General features: G+C 72.7%; 16 protein-coding genes, 1 tRNA gene and 1 pseudogene. 10 read left to right on the forward strand and 8 right to left on the reverse strand.

Features of this window, described 5'->3' with window-relative positions; translation table 11 throughout:
• Positions 1-7 precede the first annotated feature (7 nt).
• Complete coding sequence (locus tag AB0A94_RS32570; protein WP_361749652.1) at positions 8-538, reverse strand: NUDIX domain-containing protein; 531 nt, start codon at positions 536-538, stop codon at positions 8-10.
• A 256-nt stretch (positions 539-794) separates the two neighbouring features.
• Here AB0A94_RS32570 and AB0A94_RS32575 point away from each other — a divergent pair, with 256 nt between their 5' ends.
• The 4 genes from AB0A94_RS32575 to AB0A94_RS32590 all read left to right on the forward strand — a co-directional run bounded on the left by AB0A94_RS32575 (position 795) and on the right by AB0A94_RS32590 (position 4,785).
• The gene (locus tag AB0A94_RS32575; RefSeq protein ID WP_361749654.1) at positions 795-1,745 is read left to right on the forward strand and encodes a hypothetical protein; all 951 of its coding nucleotides are present in this window, start codon (positions 795-797) and stop codon (positions 1,743-1,745) included.
• 69 nt (positions 1,746-1,814) lie between these two features.
• Positions 1,815-3,365, forward strand: coding sequence for an APC family permease (locus AB0A94_RS32580; RefSeq protein ID WP_361749656.1), 1,551 nt, complete (start codon positions 1,815-1,817; stop codon positions 3,363-3,365).
• Positions 3,366-3,431: 66 nt separating this feature from the next.
• Positions 3,432-4,178, forward strand: coding sequence for a molybdopterin-dependent oxidoreductase (locus AB0A94_RS32585; RefSeq protein ID WP_361749658.1), 747 nt, complete (start codon positions 3,432-3,434; stop codon positions 4,176-4,178).
• Positions 4,162-4,785 (forward strand): cytochrome b/b6 domain-containing protein, encoded by a 624-nt coding sequence (locus AB0A94_RS32590; protein ID WP_361749660.1) that lies wholly within the window; start codon positions 4,162-4,164, stop codon positions 4,783-4,785. Before AB0A94_RS32585 ends, AB0A94_RS32590 begins: the two co-directional genes overlap by 17 nt.
• A 103-nt stretch (positions 4,786-4,888) precedes the next feature.
• On the opposite strand, the gene AB0A94_RS32595 is transcribed toward AB0A94_RS32590, so the two are convergent.
• On the reverse strand, positions 4,889-6,286 hold the full coding sequence (locus AB0A94_RS32595) for a gluconate:H+ symporter (protein WP_361749662.1): 1,398 nt from the start codon (positions 6,284-6,286) through the stop codon (positions 4,889-4,891).
• A gap of 80 nt (positions 6,287-6,366) precedes the next feature.
• Positions 6,367-6,885 (reverse strand): gluconokinase, encoded by a 519-nt coding sequence (locus AB0A94_RS32600; protein WP_361749664.1) that lies wholly within the window; start codon positions 6,883-6,885, stop codon positions 6,367-6,369.
• A 137-nt stretch (positions 6,886-7,022) separates the two neighbouring features.
• On the opposite strand from AB0A94_RS32600, the gene AB0A94_RS32605 reads away from it, so the two are divergent.
• Together AB0A94_RS32605 and AB0A94_RS32610 are read left to right on the forward strand one after the other, a co-directional pair.
• Positions 7,023-7,724, forward strand: a complete 702-nt coding sequence (locus AB0A94_RS32605) for a FadR/GntR family transcriptional regulator (protein WP_361749665.1) — start codon at positions 7,023-7,025, stop codon at positions 7,722-7,724.
• A 39-nt stretch (positions 7,725-7,763) separates the two neighbouring features.
• A complete protein-coding gene (locus AB0A94_RS32610) occupies positions 7,764-8,585 on the forward strand; it encodes a DUF1963 domain-containing protein (protein ID WP_361749667.1) in 822 nt (273 codons plus the stop codon).
• A 19-nt stretch (positions 8,586-8,604) separates the two neighbouring features.
• On the opposite strand, the gene AB0A94_RS32615 is transcribed toward AB0A94_RS32610, so the two are convergent.
• Both AB0A94_RS32615 and AB0A94_RS32620 read right to left on the reverse strand, forming a co-directional pair.
• The gene (locus AB0A94_RS32615) at positions 8,605-8,979 is read right to left on the reverse strand and encodes a YchJ family metal-binding protein (RefSeq protein ID WP_361749668.1); all 375 of its coding nucleotides are present in this window, start codon (positions 8,977-8,979) and stop codon (positions 8,605-8,607) included.
• A gap of 63 nt (positions 8,980-9,042) precedes the next feature.
• A tRNA-Leu gene (locus AB0A94_RS32620) sits at positions 9,043-9,127 on the reverse strand.
• Between the two features lie 203 nt (positions 9,128-9,330).
• On the opposite strand from AB0A94_RS32620, the gene AB0A94_RS32625 reads away from it, so the two are divergent.
• The 3 genes from AB0A94_RS32625 to AB0A94_RS32635 all read left to right on the forward strand — a co-directional run bounded on the left by AB0A94_RS32625 (position 9,331) and on the right by AB0A94_RS32635 (position 12,129).
• A complete protein-coding gene (locus AB0A94_RS32625) occupies positions 9,331-10,656 on the forward strand; it encodes a M20/M25/M40 family metallo-hydrolase (protein ID WP_361749670.1) in 1,326 nt (441 codons plus the stop codon).
• A gap of 152 nt (positions 10,657-10,808) precedes the next feature.
• A complete protein-coding gene (gene chpH / locus AB0A94_RS32630) occupies positions 10,809-11,042 on the forward strand; it encodes a chaplin ChpH (RefSeq protein WP_217130323.1) in 234 nt (77 codons plus the stop codon).
• Positions 11,043-11,208: 166 nt separating this feature from the next.
• Positions 11,209-12,129: a chaplin family protein gene (locus tag AB0A94_RS32635; protein WP_361749671.1), complete on the forward strand. Its 921-nt coding sequence runs from the start codon at positions 11,209-11,211 to the stop codon at positions 12,127-12,129.
• Positions 12,130-12,202: 73 nt separating this feature from the next.
• Here the strand turns inward: AB0A94_RS32635 and AB0A94_RS32640 are convergent, their stop codons facing one another.
• Entirely contained in the window at positions 12,203-12,391 is a 189-nt protein-coding gene (locus AB0A94_RS32640; RefSeq protein ID WP_026085313.1) for a DUF5703 family protein, read from the reverse strand.
• Positions 12,392-12,438: 47 nt separating this feature from the next.
• Here AB0A94_RS32640 and AB0A94_RS32645 point away from each other — a divergent pair, with 47 nt between their 5' ends.
• Complete coding sequence (locus tag AB0A94_RS32645) at positions 12,439-13,125, forward strand: hypothetical protein (RefSeq protein ID WP_361749674.1); 687 nt, start codon at positions 12,439-12,441, stop codon at positions 13,123-13,125.
• Positions 13,126-13,185: 60 nt separating this feature from the next.
• On the opposite strand, the gene AB0A94_RS32650 is transcribed toward AB0A94_RS32645, so the two are convergent.
• Together AB0A94_RS32650 and AB0A94_RS32655 are read right to left on the reverse strand one after the other, a co-directional pair.
• On the reverse strand, positions 13,186-15,231 hold the full coding sequence (locus tag AB0A94_RS32650) for a helix-hairpin-helix domain-containing protein (RefSeq protein WP_361749676.1): 2,046 nt from the start codon (positions 15,229-15,231) through the stop codon (positions 13,186-13,188).
• Positions 15,228-16,031, reverse strand: a pseudogene (locus tag AB0A94_RS32655) (aldo/keto reductase); the annotation flags it as partial. The pseudogene AB0A94_RS32655 and the gene AB0A94_RS32650, both read right to left, overlap by 4 nt.
• Positions 16,032-16,044 lie beyond the last annotated feature (13 nt).

Raw genomic sequence — 16,044 nt, forward strand, 5'->3', positions numbered from 1 at the left:
GGACCGCTCAGCCCTCCGCCCGCCCCGACGGCTCCGACCGGTACGCCCTGAGCCGCTCGTACGCCGCCAGTCCGTCCGGAGTCCACTCCCACTCACCGAGCCGCCGCTCCAGTTCCGCCTCCGACAGGAAGTCCCACCAGGCCACCTCCTCCGCCTGCGGCCGTACGGGCCGGTCGCAGCGCACCTCGTACACCGCCGACCACCAGCTGCGGCCCGCCCCGTCGTCGTACAGGAACGTGAAGACGTACTCGGGGCGCGGCAGCCCGCTCACGCCCAGTTCCTCCTCGGCCTCCCGCAGCGCCGCCTCGTCGTAGCCCTCGCCCGCGCCGACGACCCCGCCGACGAACATGTCGTACAGGGAGGGGAAGACCTGCTTGGCCGGGGTGCGGCGGTGCACGAAGATCCGCCCCCCGGCGTCCCGGACCAGGATGAAGGCGCAGCGGTGGCGCAGCCCCCGCGCGTAGGCCTCCCCGCGCGGGGACCGCCCGACCACCCGGTCGTTCTCGTCGACGATGTCGATGATCTCCTCAGCACTCATACGGCCATCCAAGCAGCGGCCGGCCCCTGCCCGACCGCTCACCCCACCCGGGCGGATCCCCTGCCCCGGAGATCACAAGTAGCCGGTTCGTGAACGCAGTTGACGCGAGTAACGCAGGGGGCGCCCTTGACGTGATCCGTCGGCTGACGGTTTGCTGTGAGTGATCAGCCCATGGCGTTCGGCAGCCGACCACTGCCCTACCGACCGCCCGCCGTGAGCCGGCGACCACAAGAAGAGCGCGTGAGGAAGTCCCGCGGTGCCCCCACCCCCGCCTCCCCTCGGCCGTGCCCGCAGACGTGCGGCACAGGCCTTCGACGAGGCCCTCGACGACGCCGAACTCGCCGCCGCGCGGACCGCGCTGGCGCAGGGCCGGTGGCAGAGCACCCGCTCGCTGCTGGTCCGCACGGGGGAGGACTGGGACCGCCGGGACCACCGGATCACGGTGCTCGCCGGGGAGTCGTACTGCGCCGCCTGGACCCGCGAGTGGCTGCTCGCCGAACCCGACTCCGGTGACGCGTCCGTGCTGTTCGCCCTGGCCCAGGTGCGGCGCGCGCTGCGCGGCAAGGAGAAACCGGCCCGTGCCCGCGAGGTCTGCCGCCGGGCGGCGGAGCTCGTGCCCGCCGACCCCACCCCCTGGCTCGGACTGCTCCTGCTGGAGTGCGACCGGGGGGCCGAGGGGGACGTGGTCCGGATCTTCGAGCAGATCCGCACCCGGTACGCGGACCACCACCACGCCCACCACCTGGTGGTCGCCTGGCTCGCCGAACGCCGGGTGGAGGCGGGCCCGGACCCGTTGCACGAGGTGTACGACTTCGCCAACTGGGCCGCCGAGCAGGCACCCGCCGACTCGCCGCTGGCGGTCCTGCCGGTCATCGCGCACGCCGAGCGCTACCGCGCCCTGGCCGCCGCCGGACACGAACCCGCCGACCCGGTCGCCTCCGGCCACTGGGTCGGCCGCCGCGCCCGGCAGGTGATGAAGGCCGCCTTCGACTGGTGGCTGGAGTGGGAGCACGAAGGCCACCCGCGCCGCCTGGTCGACCTCAACTTCCTCGCCCACGCCAAGGTCTGCGAGGGCCGGGGCGCCGAGGCCGCCGCCCTCTTCCACCGCATCGGCGACCACGCCACACCCGCCCCCTGGTCGTACCCCGACCGTGACGCCCTGACCGCCTTCCGCACCGCCCGCGCCGCAGCCCTGGGCACGATCTGACCCCACGCCCCCACCCCCACCTCCCGCACCCGCCCGTCACCACCACAACCGACCAAGGACGGCCCTTCGATGACGACGGACAGTTCCCGCACGAGCAGAGCGACCACCGACGGCATCAGCACCTTCAAGGGGCGGGAGCGCGCCCTGCGCGCCGACCGCCTCGGCACGGGGGGCCTGCTGCTCTCCGTCCTCGCCGCGACCGCCCCCCTCATGGTGGTCGCAGGTGTCATGCCCACCACATTCGCGGTGATGGGCATCGTCGGCCAGCCGCTGCTCTTCGTGGCCCTCGGCGTCGTACTGGTCCTCTTCAGCCTCGGCTACGCCGAGATGAGCCGGCACGTCCACAACGCCGGCGCCTTCTACGCCTACATCTCCCGCGGACTCGGCGGCACCGCCGGAGCGGGCGCCGCGCTCGTCGCGCTCGTCGCCTACAACTCCCTCCAGGTCGGCATCTACGGCATCTTCGGCTTCGAGGTCTCCGGCCTCTTCGCCACCTACGCCGACCTCGAGGTCGCCTGGTGGATACCGGCGCTGGTGGCCGTGCTCGCCGTCGGCGCGCTGGGCTGGCTGAAGATCGACGTCAACGCGCGCGTGCTCGGCGTGCTGCTGGTCATCGAGGTGCTGCTGGTCGTCGTCTTCGACGTCGCCGCCGTCGCCGACCCCGGCAAGGAGGGCCTGTCGCTGCACGCCTTCAACCCGGACACGCTCACCGGCGCCGGCGTCGGCACCGCCCTGTGCTTCTGCATCGCCGCCTTCCTCGGCTTCGAACAGGCCCCCGTCTACGCCGAGGAGACCAGCAAGCCGCACGAGATCGTGCCGCGCGTGATGTTCCTCGCGGTCACCGGCGTCGCCGTCTTCTTCGCCCTCAGCAGCTGGGCGCTCACCGTCGCCACCGGACCGGCCGGGATCGTCGGCGCCTCCCGGGAGCAGAGCGCGGGACTGCTGTTCTTCCTCACCGAGGACCGCCTGGGCGGCACCTTCACCGACGTCCTGCACGTCCTCTTCGTGACCGGCATGTTCGCGGCCATGCTCAGCTTCCACAACGTCGTCGCCCGGTACGCCTTCGCCATGGGCCGCGAGGGCCTGCTGCCCGCCGCCTTCGGCCGCACCACCGGCACCAGCGGCGCCCCCGGCACCGGCTCCCTGCTCCAGACCGTCGTCGCCGCCGTGCTCGTCCTCGCCTTCGCGCTCACCGACGACAAGCCGGCCGGCGACCCGACCGCGCCGGTCCTGCACCTGTTCACCTGGGGCGGCAACGTCGGCGCGCTCGGCGTGATCGTGCTGATGGCCATCGCCTCCCTGTCCGTCGTCGTCTTCTTCGTCCGGCGCGGCGCCGCGGGCGCGCAGAGCTGGCGGCTGGTCACCTCCGCGCTGGCGGGCATCGCCCTGGCCGTCATCGCGGGCTACACGGTCAGGGACTTCGACGTCCTGGTCGGCGCGGGACCCGACTCCTCGCTGAGCTGGATCCTCCCCGGCATCATCGGGCTCGCCCTGGTCGCCGGCCTCGTCCAGGGCGCCGTCCTGCGCGCCCGCGCCCCCGAGAAGCACGCCCGCATCGGGCTCGGCAACGAGGCGTTCCAACTGGAGAAGGAGGCCGAGCGCACCTCGTGGGAGAGCTGATGACGGAAGTCTGACGGACACCCGCGCTCCCTGGTCCGGCGGGGACGCGGGTGCTCGAATGGAGAGGTGAACTCCGAACAGCCGCCGCCGGCCCCGGACGAGGGGGACGCGCGGGGCGAACCCATCGGCCGCCGGGTCCTCCTCGGCACCCTCGGCCTTGGCGCCCTCGGCGTGGCCACCGCGCCCACCCTGCAACGCGGCCTCGAATCCTTCCTCGCCGGAGCCTCCGACAAGGACCCCACCGGCCTGACCGGACTCCTCCCCAACGGCGGCGGCTTCCGCTACTACTCGGTCACCTCGTCCGTCCCGCGGAAGAACGCCGGCACCTACCGCCTCACGGTCGACGGCCTCGTCGACCGCCCCACCACCTACACCCTGGCCGAGCTGAAGGCCCTGCCGCAGACCCGCACGGTCCGGGACGTCCAGTGCGTCACCGGCTGGCGGGTGCCGCGGACGCCGTTCGAGGGGGTGCGCCTGTCCCGGCTCCTGGACGCCGCGGGAGTACGCCCCTCGGCCGGCGCGGTGCGCTTCACCTGCTTCGACGGCGCGTACTCCGAGAGCCTCACCCTCGACCAGGCCCGCCGCGCGGACGTCCTGGTCGCCCTGCGCATGCGCGACGAGGACCTCGGCCACGCCCACGGCGGCCCGGTCCGCCTCTACGTGGCCCCGATGTACTTCTACAAGTCCGCCAAGTGGCTCTCCGGCATCACCGTCACCGAGGACGTCGAACCCGGCTACTGGGAGGAGCGCGGCTACGACGTCGACGCCTGGGTCGGCCGCTCGAACGGACGCGACGATGAGCCCACGAGCTGACGCCCCGCCCGCCGCCACCGCCGTACGGCGCTTCGGGCGTGCCCAGCGATGGGCGCACCGCGCCACGGCCGCGCTGATGGGCGTCTGCGTGGCCACGGCCGCCTGCCTCTACGTCCCCCAGCTCGCCCAGCTGGTGGGCCGCCGCGCCCTCGTCGTCACCCTCCACCAGTGGTCCGGGCTCGCCCTGCCCGTCCCCGTCCTCGCCGCTCTCGCCTCCCGCGCCTTCCGTGCCGACCTCGGGCGCCTCAACCGCTTCGGCCCGCACGACCGCGTCTGGCTGCGGGCCGCCCTGCGCCGCGACAGACGCCCCTCGTCCCGCCCGGCCGGCAAGTTCAACGCCGGCCAGAAGGTCTACGCGGCCTGGATCGCGGGCGCCACACTGGTGATGCTCGGCACCGGACTGCTGATGTGGTTCACCCACCTCACCCCGCTGGTGTGGCGCACCAGCGCGACCTTCGTCCACGACTGGCTGGCGCTGACCATCGGCATCGTCCTCGCCGGGCACATCGGCATGGCCCTGGCGGACCCCGAGGCCCGCCGCGGCCTGCGCACCGGCTCCGTCGGCCGCGACTGGGCGGAGCGCGAACACCCGCTGTGGCGCCCCTGAAACGACACGGGCCCACCCGCGCCCCGAGGGGGAGCGGGTGGGCCGTACGCGCCTGATCTCCGGCCGAATCGCCTGGTGTCCGGTCGAATCGCCTGATCTGCGGCTAAATGATCAGCGACAGCAGCAGCACCAGAGCACCGGCGACCACCGAGATGATCGTCTCCATGATCGACCAGGTCTTGATCGTCTGGCCGACGTTCAGCCCGAAGTACTCCTTCACCAGCCAGAACCCGGCGTCGTTGACATGGCTGAAGAACAGCGAACCCGCACCGATCGCCAGCACCAGCAGGGCGGCGTGCGTGGTCGACATGTCGGCCGCCAGCGGCGCCACCAGACCGGCCGCCGAGACGGTCGCCACGGTCGCCGAACCGGTCGCCAGCCGGATCGCCACCGCGATCAGCCAGGCCAGCAGCAGCGCCGGGATCGACCAGTCCTCGGAGATCTCCAGGATCATCTGGCCCACGCCGGTGTCGATCAGCGTCTGCTTGAAACCGCCGCCCGCGCCGACGATCAGCAGGATGCCCGCGATCGGCGCGAGACTCTTCTCGACCAGCTGCTGCATCCGCTCCTTGCTGAACCCGGCGGGCATGCCGAGGGTGAAGATGCCGACCAGCACGGCCGCGAGCAGCGCGATCAGCGGGGAGCCGATCACGTCGAACACGCGCTGCACGCTGTTCTCGGGGTCGTCGACGACGATGTCGACCAGTGCCTTGGCCAGCATCAGCACGACCGGCAGCAGGATCGTGGCCAGCGTCGCGCCGAAGCTCGGCCGCTTCTCCAGGTCCTCGGAGGGCCGCTGCGGGATCATCCGCTCCGGGGCCGGGACGTCCACCCAGCGGGCGGCGTACTTCGAGAACAGCGGACCGGCGATGACGACCGTCGGTATGGCGACGAGCACACCCAGCGCCAGCGTCACACCGAGGTTGGCGCCGACGGCGTCGATCGCGACCAGCGGGCCGGGGTGCGGCGGCACCAGACCGTGCATCACGGACAGACCGGCGAGCGCCGGGATGCCGATGCGCATCAGGGAGTAGTTGCCGCGCTTGGCGACCATCAGCACCACCGGGATCAGCAGCACCACGCCGACCTCGAAGAACAGCGGCAGACCGATCACCGAGGCGATCAGCACCATCGCCCACGGCATGGAACGGCCGCTCGCCTTCGCGAGGATGGTGTCGACGATCTGGTCGGCGCCGCCGGAGTCGGCGAGCATCTTGCCGAGGATCGCGCCGAGGGCGATCAGCACGCCCACGCCGGCGACGGTGGAGCCGAGTCCGGCACTGAAGCTGGTGATGACCTTGTCGAGCGGCGCGCCGGCGAAGGCGCCGAGCGCCAGTGTCCCGATGGTCAGGGACAGGAAGGCGTGCAGCTTGAACTTGGTGATGAGCAGGACGATGACGGCGATGCCCAGGAGCACGGCGATGCCCAGCTGGGCGTGGCCGGCCGAGGTGATCGGCTCGGGTGCGTCCGCTGCCAGCATCTCAACGCTGAGTCTGGTCACGGTGGTTCCTTGTGTGTACGGGGGTGGAGAGGAACCGGGGAGGTGGGGGCGCCCCGGGAACTGGGGGTCCGGTCAGGGACCTACGGGGTCGGCTCGGAGAGGGCGTCCAGGGCGGTGGCCGCCCGTGCGGTGATCTCCTCGGGGCTGCCCGCCACGTCCACGGCGACTCCGGCCTCGTCCGGCTCCAGCGGCTGGAGCGTGGCGAACTGGGAGTCGAGCAGCGCCGTGGGCATGAAGTGGCCCTTCCGGTGCGACATCCGGTCCTCGATGAGCGCGCGGTCACCGGTGAGGTGCACGAAGACGACGCCGGGCGCGGCGGCCCGCAGCCGGTCGCGGTACGACCGCTTCAGCGCGGAGCAGCTGACCACCCCACCGAGGCCGGCCCGGCGGTGGGCCCAGCCGCCGATGGCGTCCAGCCACGGCCACCGGTCGTCGTCGGTGAGCGGGGTACCGGCCGTCATCTTGGCGATGTTGGCCTGCGGGTGGAAGTCGTCGCCCTCGGCGTACGGGACGCCGAACCGGGCCGCGAGCAGGGGACCGATGGTGGTCTTGCCGGTGCCCGCGACGCCCATGACCACGACGACATGGGGGGTGTTCATCGCTGCCTCACTGTCTGATGTCTTCGTCGACACGTGATGTCGACGCAACTGAAGCCCATTAGGTACGACGAATTCAAGAGCCTGTGACATATAAGTCTGACTTTTTGTTCCCGTGACCCGCCCCGTACTCTGAGTGCATGAGCACCACGGGCCGGGGGCTGCACGGCCGCGTACTGGACACCCTCGGCCCCGAGATCACCGCGGGCGAGTACCCGCCCGGCAGCGTCCTGCGCACCGACGAACTCGCTCAGCGTTTCGACGTGTCGCGTTCCGTGATGCGCGAGGTCGTCCGCGTCCTGGAGTCCATGCACCTGGTCGAGTCCCGGCGCCGCGTGGGCGTGACGGTCCTGCCGGCCCACGAGTGGAACGTGTACGACCCCCAGGTCATCCGCTGGCGCCTGGCCGGCGCGGACCGCCCCCGCCAGCTGCGCTCCCTCACGGTGCTGCGCTCGGCGATCGAGCCGGTCGCCGCGGGCCTGGCCGCCCGCAACGCCACTCCCGAGCAGTGCGCCGAACTGACCGAGTGCGCGCTCGGCATGGTCGCCAACTCCAGCGGTCACCGGCTGGAGGGGTACCTCCTCCACGACGTGGCGTTCCACCGCGTGATCCTGACCGCCTCCGGCAACGAGATGTTCGCCCGCCTCGGCGACGTCGTCGCCGAGGTGCTGTCCGGCCGCACCCACCACGACGTGATGTTCGAGGACCCCGACCCGGCCGCCGTCACCCTGCACGTCCAGCTCGCGGAGGCGGTCCGCGAACGCGACGCCGCCCGCGCGGAGAAGCTGACCCGCGAGATCACCGAGGGCGCCCTCCAGGAACTGGACATCCTGGCGCCCTGACGGCCGTACGGTGTCGGACCCCGGCGCTGGGTTCCTCGCATGAACCCCGAGAGACGCCGGAAGCTGGACCGCGTCCGTGAGAAGGCGCTCGCGCGTGGCGTACCGTCCGGCGAGGTGGAGCGGTGGCTGGACGCCGCCCGCCCGTGCGCGACCCTCGCCCCGCACGGGGACGGACCGGTCGTGGGCCGCTTCGGCGGACCGGCACTGCTCCCGGCCGGCTTCCCCGACCTGCCGAAGCGCACCTGCCTGATCGCCTCCCTGGACCTCGCGGCGCTGCCCGCGGACGCGACGACGCTGCCCCTGCCGCGCGACGGCGCGCTCCTGCTCTTCGCCCGTTCCCACGACGACGGCCTGGACGCGGGCGGCGAGGCGGTGCACGTCCCGGCCGGGACGCCCGTCGAGGAACGCCCGCTGGATTCCGGCCACGCGCCGGGCGACGCGTGGGAGGACCTGGACTCGGGCCTGCGCGCGGCGGGGGAACTACGGCTGCGGTACGACGTCTCCCTGCCCGACAACGAATCCCTCTTCGACCCCGCCGAGCACCCCCGCGCCCCGGCCCTGCGCGGCGCCTGGAACGACGTGCGGCACGAGGACCGGCCCCTCCTCGGCGCCTCGCGCCTCCAGCTCGACGGCTACTCCACCGACCCCTACGGCGAGACCGACCTCGTCGCCTACGCCGCGTGGAGGGAAGCCGACAGGACGGGGAAGCCTCCCCGCCCCGAGGCCTGGGCCCTCCTCGCCCAGTGGTACGGAGGCGCGCACATCGCCGGTGACGTCTACTGGACGATCACCCGGCAGAACGCGGCGGAACGGCGTCTCGACGAGGTGACGGTCATGGGGTTCTTCGAAGGACCGGGGTGAACCTCACATCCGCACCGGACTACTCCAGGAACTCCCCGTCGACGTACACCCACGCCCCGCCGACCCGTTCGAACCGGCTGCGCTCGTGCAGCGAGCCGCCCCGGTAGGAGGCCCGGAAGGTCACCGTCCCGGTGGAGTGGAAGGCGGACCCGTCGGCCGTGTCCAGGATCTCCAGCCCGGTCCACCGCATCCCGGGATCGAAGTCGACCCGCTCCGGCCGCGTCCTCGGATGCCAGGTCCGCAGCAGATACGCCCCGTCCCGCCGCACGAACGCGCAGTACCGCGACCGCATCAGCCGCTCGGCGGTGGGCGCGGCGGCGGCCCCGCTGTGGAACCGGCCGCAGCAGGCCTCGTACGCCTCGGGCAGCCCGCAGGGGCAGGAACGTGTGGTCATGGTCGGCCTCCGCGCCAACGCCCGAGGGCCGCGACCTGGTGGTCGCGGCCCTCGCGCTTCATGTGTCCGAGGGGGGACTTGAACCCCCACGCCCGATAAAGGGCACTAGCACCTCAAGCTAGCGCGTCTGCCATTCCGCCACCCGGACAAGTTGTCTGTCGCGTGGGGTTTCCCCCTTGGCGACGACGTAAACATTACCAGGTGTTCCGGGGTGGCCGATCACCCCCGCCCGGCCGCGCCGTCGCGTGAACGGCGTGTGACGGGCCGGGCCGGGTCTTGGGGCGCGACCGCGGGGGAGAGAGGATGAGGGGACGACCCACCAGCGGGAACACCAGCAGCGGGAGGAAGCACGTGAGCGAGACGGACACGGCCAGGAGCGTCACCGGTGAGGACGAGGTCGTGGACCTCTGCCGCGAGCTGATCCGGATCGACACCAGCAACTACGGCGACCACTCGGGCCCCGGCGAGCGCAAGGCGGCCGAGTACGTCGCCGAGAAGCTCGCCGAGGTGGGACTCGAGCCGCAGATCTTCGAGTCGCACCCCGGACGCGCCTCCACGGTGGCCCGGATCGAGGGCGAGGACCCGTCCCGGCCCGCGCTGCTCATCCACGGCCACACCGACGTCGTACCGGCCAACGCCGCCGACTGGACCCACCACCCCTTCTCCGGCGAGATCGCCGACGGATGCGTGTGGGGGCGCGGGGCCGTCGACATGAAGGACATGGACGCGATGACCCTCGCGGTCGTCCGCGACCGGCTGCGCAGCGGCCGCAAGCCGCCCCGGGACATCGTGCTGGCGTTCCTCGCCGACGAGGAGGCCGGCGGGACGTACGGCGCCCGCCACCTGGTCGACAAGCACCCGCACCTCTTCGAGGGCGTCACCGAGGCGATCAGCGAGGTGGGCGGCTTCTCGTTCACCGTCAGCGAGCAGCGCCGCCTGTATCTGATCCAGACCGCCGAGAAGGGCATGCACTGGATGAAGCTGACCGTGGCCGGCACCGCCGGGCACGGGTCGATGATCCACCGCGACAACGCCATCACCGAGCTGTCGGAGGCCGTCGCGCGTCTCGGCCGGCACAAGTTCCCCGTCCGCGTCACGAAGACGACCCGGGCCTTCCTCGACGAACTGGGCGACGCCCTCGGGACCGAGCTCGACCCGGAGAACATGGAGGGGACCCTCGCCAGGCTCGGCGGCATCGCCAAGCTCATCGGCGCGACCCTGAGCAATACCGCCAATCCCACCCAGCTGGGCGCGGGCTACAAGGTCAACGTCATCCCGGGCGAGGCGACCGCGCACGTGGACGGCCGGTTCCTGCCCGGACACGAGGAGGAGTTCCTCGCCGACCTCGACCGGATCCTCGGTCCGAAGGTGCGGCGCGAGGACGTCCACTCCGACAAGGCCGTCGAGACCACGTTCGACGGAGCCCTCGTGGACGCGATGCAGTCCGCGCTGGTGGCCGAGGACCCGGCCGCGAAGGCCGTCCCGTACATGCTCTCCGGCGGGACGGACGCCAAGTCCTTCGACGACCTCGGCATCCGGGGCTTCGGCTTCGCGCCCCTCAAGCTGCCCCCGGAGCTGGACTTCGCCGGCATGTTCCACGGGGTCGACGAGCGGGTGCCGGTGGACGGCCTGAAGTTCGGCGTGCGGGTGCTCGACCGCTTCCTCGACGCCTCCTGAGACGGTTACCCGATGAACTCAATAATCGTGCAGGCGTACAGAGTTGACCGGGAAGAGTGAATGCGACGATAAGCTCGTAGCCTCATTACTCCGTCCTCGTTAGCCGTGATGTGATCCGCGACTTTGGATCGCTTTGCCAACTAGGAGGAATAATGCTGAAGAAGGTCGTCGCCGTCGCGGCTGCCACCGGTGGTCTGGTTCTCGCGGGCGCGGGCATGGCCGCCGCCGACTCCGGTGCCCAGGGTGTCGCCGCGCACTCCCCGGGTGTCCTTTCCGGCAACGTCGTGCAGGCCCCGATCCACGTCCCCGTGAACGTCTGCGGCAACACGATCTCCGTGATCGGGCTGCTGAACCCCGCCTTCGGCAACGTCTGCATCAACAAGTGACGTTGTGCCTCGCCCTCTAGGGCACGCCCGCTGAGGGCTTGAGCCCGTCGGCCCCGGAGCGTGCGCCATGCGCTCCGGGGCCGACCGCTCTCATCGAACGTCGGAACACCGGGAATCCTGCGGAACGCCGATTCCCGGCACCAGGTCGAAAGCAGGGATTTCAGCAATGCGACAGGTCACCCGCAAGGGCCTGATGACGATGGCGGCGGCCACGGGCGTACTCGCCGCCGCGGGCGGGACCGCCCACGCCGACTCCGGCGCGACGGGCCACGCCGCCGGCTCGCCCGGCGTGGGCTCCGGGAACACGGTGCAGGCGCCGGTGCACGTGCCGGTGAACGTCTGTGGGAACACGGTCAACGTGGTCGGCGTCCTCAATCCGTCGGTGGGGAACTCCTGTGCCAACCAGGGTGGCTCTTCCTCGGGCGGGTACGGCGACTCCGGCGGTCACGGCGGCTCGCACGCCGACGGCCACGCCGCCGGCTCGCCCGGCGTGGGCTCCGGGAACACGGTGCAGGCGCCGGTGCACGTGCCGGTGAACGTCTGTGGGAACACGGTCGACGTCGTCGGCGTCCTCAATCCGTCGGTGGGGAACTCCTGTGCCAACCAGGGTGGCTCTTCCTCGGGCGGGTACGGCGACTCCGGCGGTCACGGCGGCTCGCACGCCGACGGCCACGCCGCCGGCTCGCCCGGCGTGGGCTCGGGCAACCACATCCAGGCACCGATCCACATCCCGGTGAACGTCTGCGGCAACAGCGTCGACATCCTCGGCGCCGGCAACGCCACCGAGGGCAACGGCTGCGCGAACGGCGGCTCCGACCACGACACCCCGGGGCAGCCCGGCGACCCGGGCGACCCCGGCAACCCCGAGCACCCCGGCAGCCCCGAGCACCCCGGCGACGAGCCGGGCACCCCGGACCGCCCGTCGGCCGGCGACCAGCAGGGCGTCCACTCCCTCACCCAGCCCCGGCACGACGCGCAGCTCGCGCAGACCGGCAGCGAGCTGCCGATGGGGCTCGTCCTGCCCGTCGGCGCGGGCGCGCTGCTCGCCGGCGCGGTCCTCTACCGCAAGGCACGGACCGCCGCGTGACACCGGACACACGGAGCGGACCCCGCGACCGCGGGGTCCGCTCCGTCGTGTGATTCCGGTCGGGTGTCGAAGATCACCAGGTGGCGCGCACCTGGCGGATGATCCGCCTCCGCAGCCGCACCCTGCGACTGCCGTCACGCATCAGCGTCAGGCGGTACAACTCCCAGTGACCGTACTCTGCATGGTCCGTCAGCAGACGTGCCGTCTCCTTGCGGGAGACCCCGCGCGGTACGTGCACGTCGACAAATTCGTATTCCGGCATCGCATCTATTGTGCGGGCCGGGCCCCGGTACGGATAGCGTCTGCACTATGTCTGATGCTGCGCAGCCCACCGCTGCCGAGGTACGCGCCGCCGCCGAGGCGGTGAAGACCGCGCTCGACCGCCACCTGGCCGCGGTCGAACTCCGGTCGGGGGAGGACGACCCGGCCGTCTACGAGGCGTTCAACCAGCTGGCCGCGGCCGCGGAGGCGTACGACGAACTGCTCTACGACCGCTACGACGAGGTCACCCCCTTCGAGATCCCCGGCGCGGAGGACGCGCCGCCGTACACCGGCCCCGAGGAACCGGCCGCGCTCAGCGTGCTGATCCGCCGTGACTACGCCGTCGTGGAACCCCAGCGGCTGCGCGCGCACGCCCAGCGGATCGAGGCGGCGGACGAGGAGACCTCGGAGGCGTCGGGCACCGTCCACGGCGCGCTCGGCCTGCTGTTCGGCGAGTTCGAGCCGGACGAGATCGCCTCCCGGCACAAGGAGTTCGGACTGGAGGAAGGCGACTCCACGCTCTGGGTGACGGCATCGGACGACCCCGCGGAACCCGGCGAGTGGCTGGAGGCGCCGTTCGAGCAGGTGGACCCGCAGCGGGTGGTGTGCCGCTTCGACGTCAGCGCGGTCTTCGACGACGAGGAGGACCTCGAGGACGGGGACGACCTGGAGGACGAGCTGGACCCGAGCCTGGACGAGGACGAGGACCTGGAACCCCTCGACGCGGACCGCTGACCACATCCGCCCCACGCGGGCGGCGGCCCTCCGGTGCCGCCGCCCGCGCGGGGGTCCCGCTCAGCCCTCCGTCACCGGAACCTGCGGGGCCAGCAGCACCGGCAACCGGGTGGTCCGCGGCTTCGCCGCCACCTCGGCCACGGCACGCGGCAGCGCCTGCTCCGCACCGTGCACCACGGACAGATGCCGGTCGGCCCTGCTGAACGCCGTGTACACCCAGGGCCGGCTCAGCGCCTGTGCGGCGTCACCGGGCAGCACCACGACCACCGCGGGCCACCGGCAGCCCACCGCCTGGTGCGCGGTCAGCGCCCACCCGTGCCGCACGGACGACTCCACCCGCTCCCTCGGCACGACGACCTCCTCGCCCCCGCACTCCAGGTGCAGCCCCTCGCCGTCGGCCCTCACCACGCGGCCCGGCAGCGCACGGCCCGGGGCGGGGGAGTAGGCGACCCGGTCACCCGGGTCGAAACCGCCGAAGCGTCCCGGCCCCGGATTCAGCCGCTCCTTGAGCGCCGCGTTCAACGCGCGCGTACCCACCGCACCCCCGTGCCCAGGAGTGATCACCTGGGTCTCCTCGACCGGCACGCCGATCGCTCGCGGCACCGAGTCCGCCACCAGCTGCACGGTCCGGTGCACGGCCTCCCCAGCGTCCCGCACCGGCACGATCACGACCTCCTTGCCGGGCGCCGCCACCTGGTTCAGCTCGCCGACGCCGATGCCCGAGACCAGCTCACCCAGCGGGCCGGGGTCCGGCCGCCGCGAGGCGACCTGCGGGCAGACCCGCGCCGCCAGCAGATCCGCGAACACCCGCCCCGGCCCCACCGACCACAGCACACCCGGATCACCGGCCAGCACCAGCCGCGCCCCGTCCGGCAGCGACTCCGTCACCAGCGCGGCGGTCTCGACATCCAGCTGCGGAGCGTCGAGCACCACCAGCAGATCCACGTCCAGCGCCCCGTCGGCGTCCCGCCCGGGCCCCTCGGCACCGGACAGCAGTCCGGCGACGGTGGCGACCCCGGTTCCCCCGACCAGGCCCGCGAACCGGGCACGCCCCACCGGACCGTGGGCGGCGGCCCAGACCCGCAACCCCAGCCCCCGCGCGGCGCTCACCAGCGCCGCCGGTTCGGCCAGCGAGGCCTCCCCACCGGTGTGCAGCACCAGCCCGTGCCCGGCGACCGCCCGGATCAGCTCACCCGCGGAACCCCCCGCCGAGGCGGCCGCACGCTCCCACTCCCCACCCGCACCGTCCTGCCCGGTCACGGAGTTGACCAGCCGGGCCAGCCCGTCGGCCAGACTCTCCTCGGCCAGCGCACACCGCTCCAGCCCCACCAGCACCCGAACCGGCCGCGCCTCGTCCTCCTCGGCGTCACCGGCTTCGCCGACGGCGTCCTGGAAAACGAGCACGTCCCCCTCCGAGACGGCGTTCTGCACGGTCTCCTCGGGCTCCGGCACCCCCTGCCGCCCCAGCGCGGCGACCAGCGCCGACATCTCCAGTGCGGTGTGTCCGGCCAGCGCGGCCTGCTCCAGCAGCCACACGGTGACCGCCCGCCCCCGCCGCTCGTCGTCCGGCCCGGCCTCGGCGCCGAGCAGCGCCCGGGCGAACCCGTCCGCCTGCTCGGGCCGCACCCCGGGGACCCGCAGCAACTGCCAGGGATCGGCGCGCAGCACGTCGCCGCCCCTGCCCCCGAACACGCCGGCGGCCTGTACGGCGATCCCCTCCGGCGCACCTCCCTGGACCAGCACCGCCCGCACGTCCTCGACGGCACCGGCGGCGGGAACCACCGGGCCCGGAGTCACCTCCGGAACCCGGCGCACGGGCTCGGGAGCGGGCCGCCGCGGCGCGGGCCCGGCCTCCGCGAACACGGTGGCGGCCGGCTTCTCCCCGCTCTCCACGGCCCGCACGGCGGCCAGCAGATCCGCGGCCGTGCCGCTCAGCTTGCCCCCTGCCTCGATCGGCCCCTGCCGCTCCGCCTTCCGCCGCTCGATCCGCTCCCGCTCCACGCGCTGCGCGGTCAGCTCGGCCTCGGCCTCGGACACCTGCGCGCCCTCGGTAGACGTCCCCGGCTCCTCGGCGTCCTCCGCGGTCTCGGGCGGCTCCGTGCTCACAGCGTGCTCCAGTCGTGATCGGGATAGCGGTGCACGGGCGCCGACACGTCGTCGAGAGCCCGGCAGATCTCGTCAGGAAGACTAAGGGCCTCCACTGACAACGCCGCCGTGAGCTGCTGCGCGGTGCGCGCGCCGACGATGGGGGCGGCCACACCGGGCCGGTCACGGACCCAGGCGAGGGCCACCTGCAGCGCGGTCACGGCGAGCCCGTCCGCCGCCGTGGTCACGGCGTCCACGATGCGGCTCGCCGTGTCGTCGAGATACGGCTCGACGAACAGCGCGAGATGCTCCGAGGCAGCCCGGGAGCCCGCCGGCGCGGAGTCGTTGCGGTACTTGCCGGTGAGCACGCCCCGGCCGAGCGGAGAGGACGGCAACAGCCCGATCCCCAGGTCGAGGGCCGCGGGGAGGACCTCGCGCTCCACGCCCCGCTGGAGCAGCGAGTACTCCATCTGGGTGCTCGCCAGTCGGGTTCTCACCCCCGGCGCGGCGAGCTGCCAGGTCGCCGCCTTGGCCAGCTGCCAGCCGCAGAAGTCGGAGACACCGGCGTACCGCACGCGCCCGCTGCCGACGGCGGTGTCGAGCGCGGCGAGCGTCTCGTCCAGCGGGGTGGCGGGGTCGTAGGCGTGGACGTGCCACACGTCGACGTAGTCGGTGCCGAGGCGGGCGAGCGAGGCGTCCAGGGCGGAGAGCAGATGGCCGCGCGAGCCGTCGACGCGGCGGTCCGGGTCGGGTACGCTCCCGGCCTTCGTGGAGATGACGAGGTCCCGGCGCGGCACCAGCCCGTCCATCAGCTTCCCAAGCTGAGAGCGCGAG

The organism is Streptomyces sp. NPDC044984, from assembly GCF_040646935.1.
Lineage (GTDB): Bacteria > Actinomycetota > Actinomycetes > Streptomycetales > Streptomycetaceae > Streptomyces.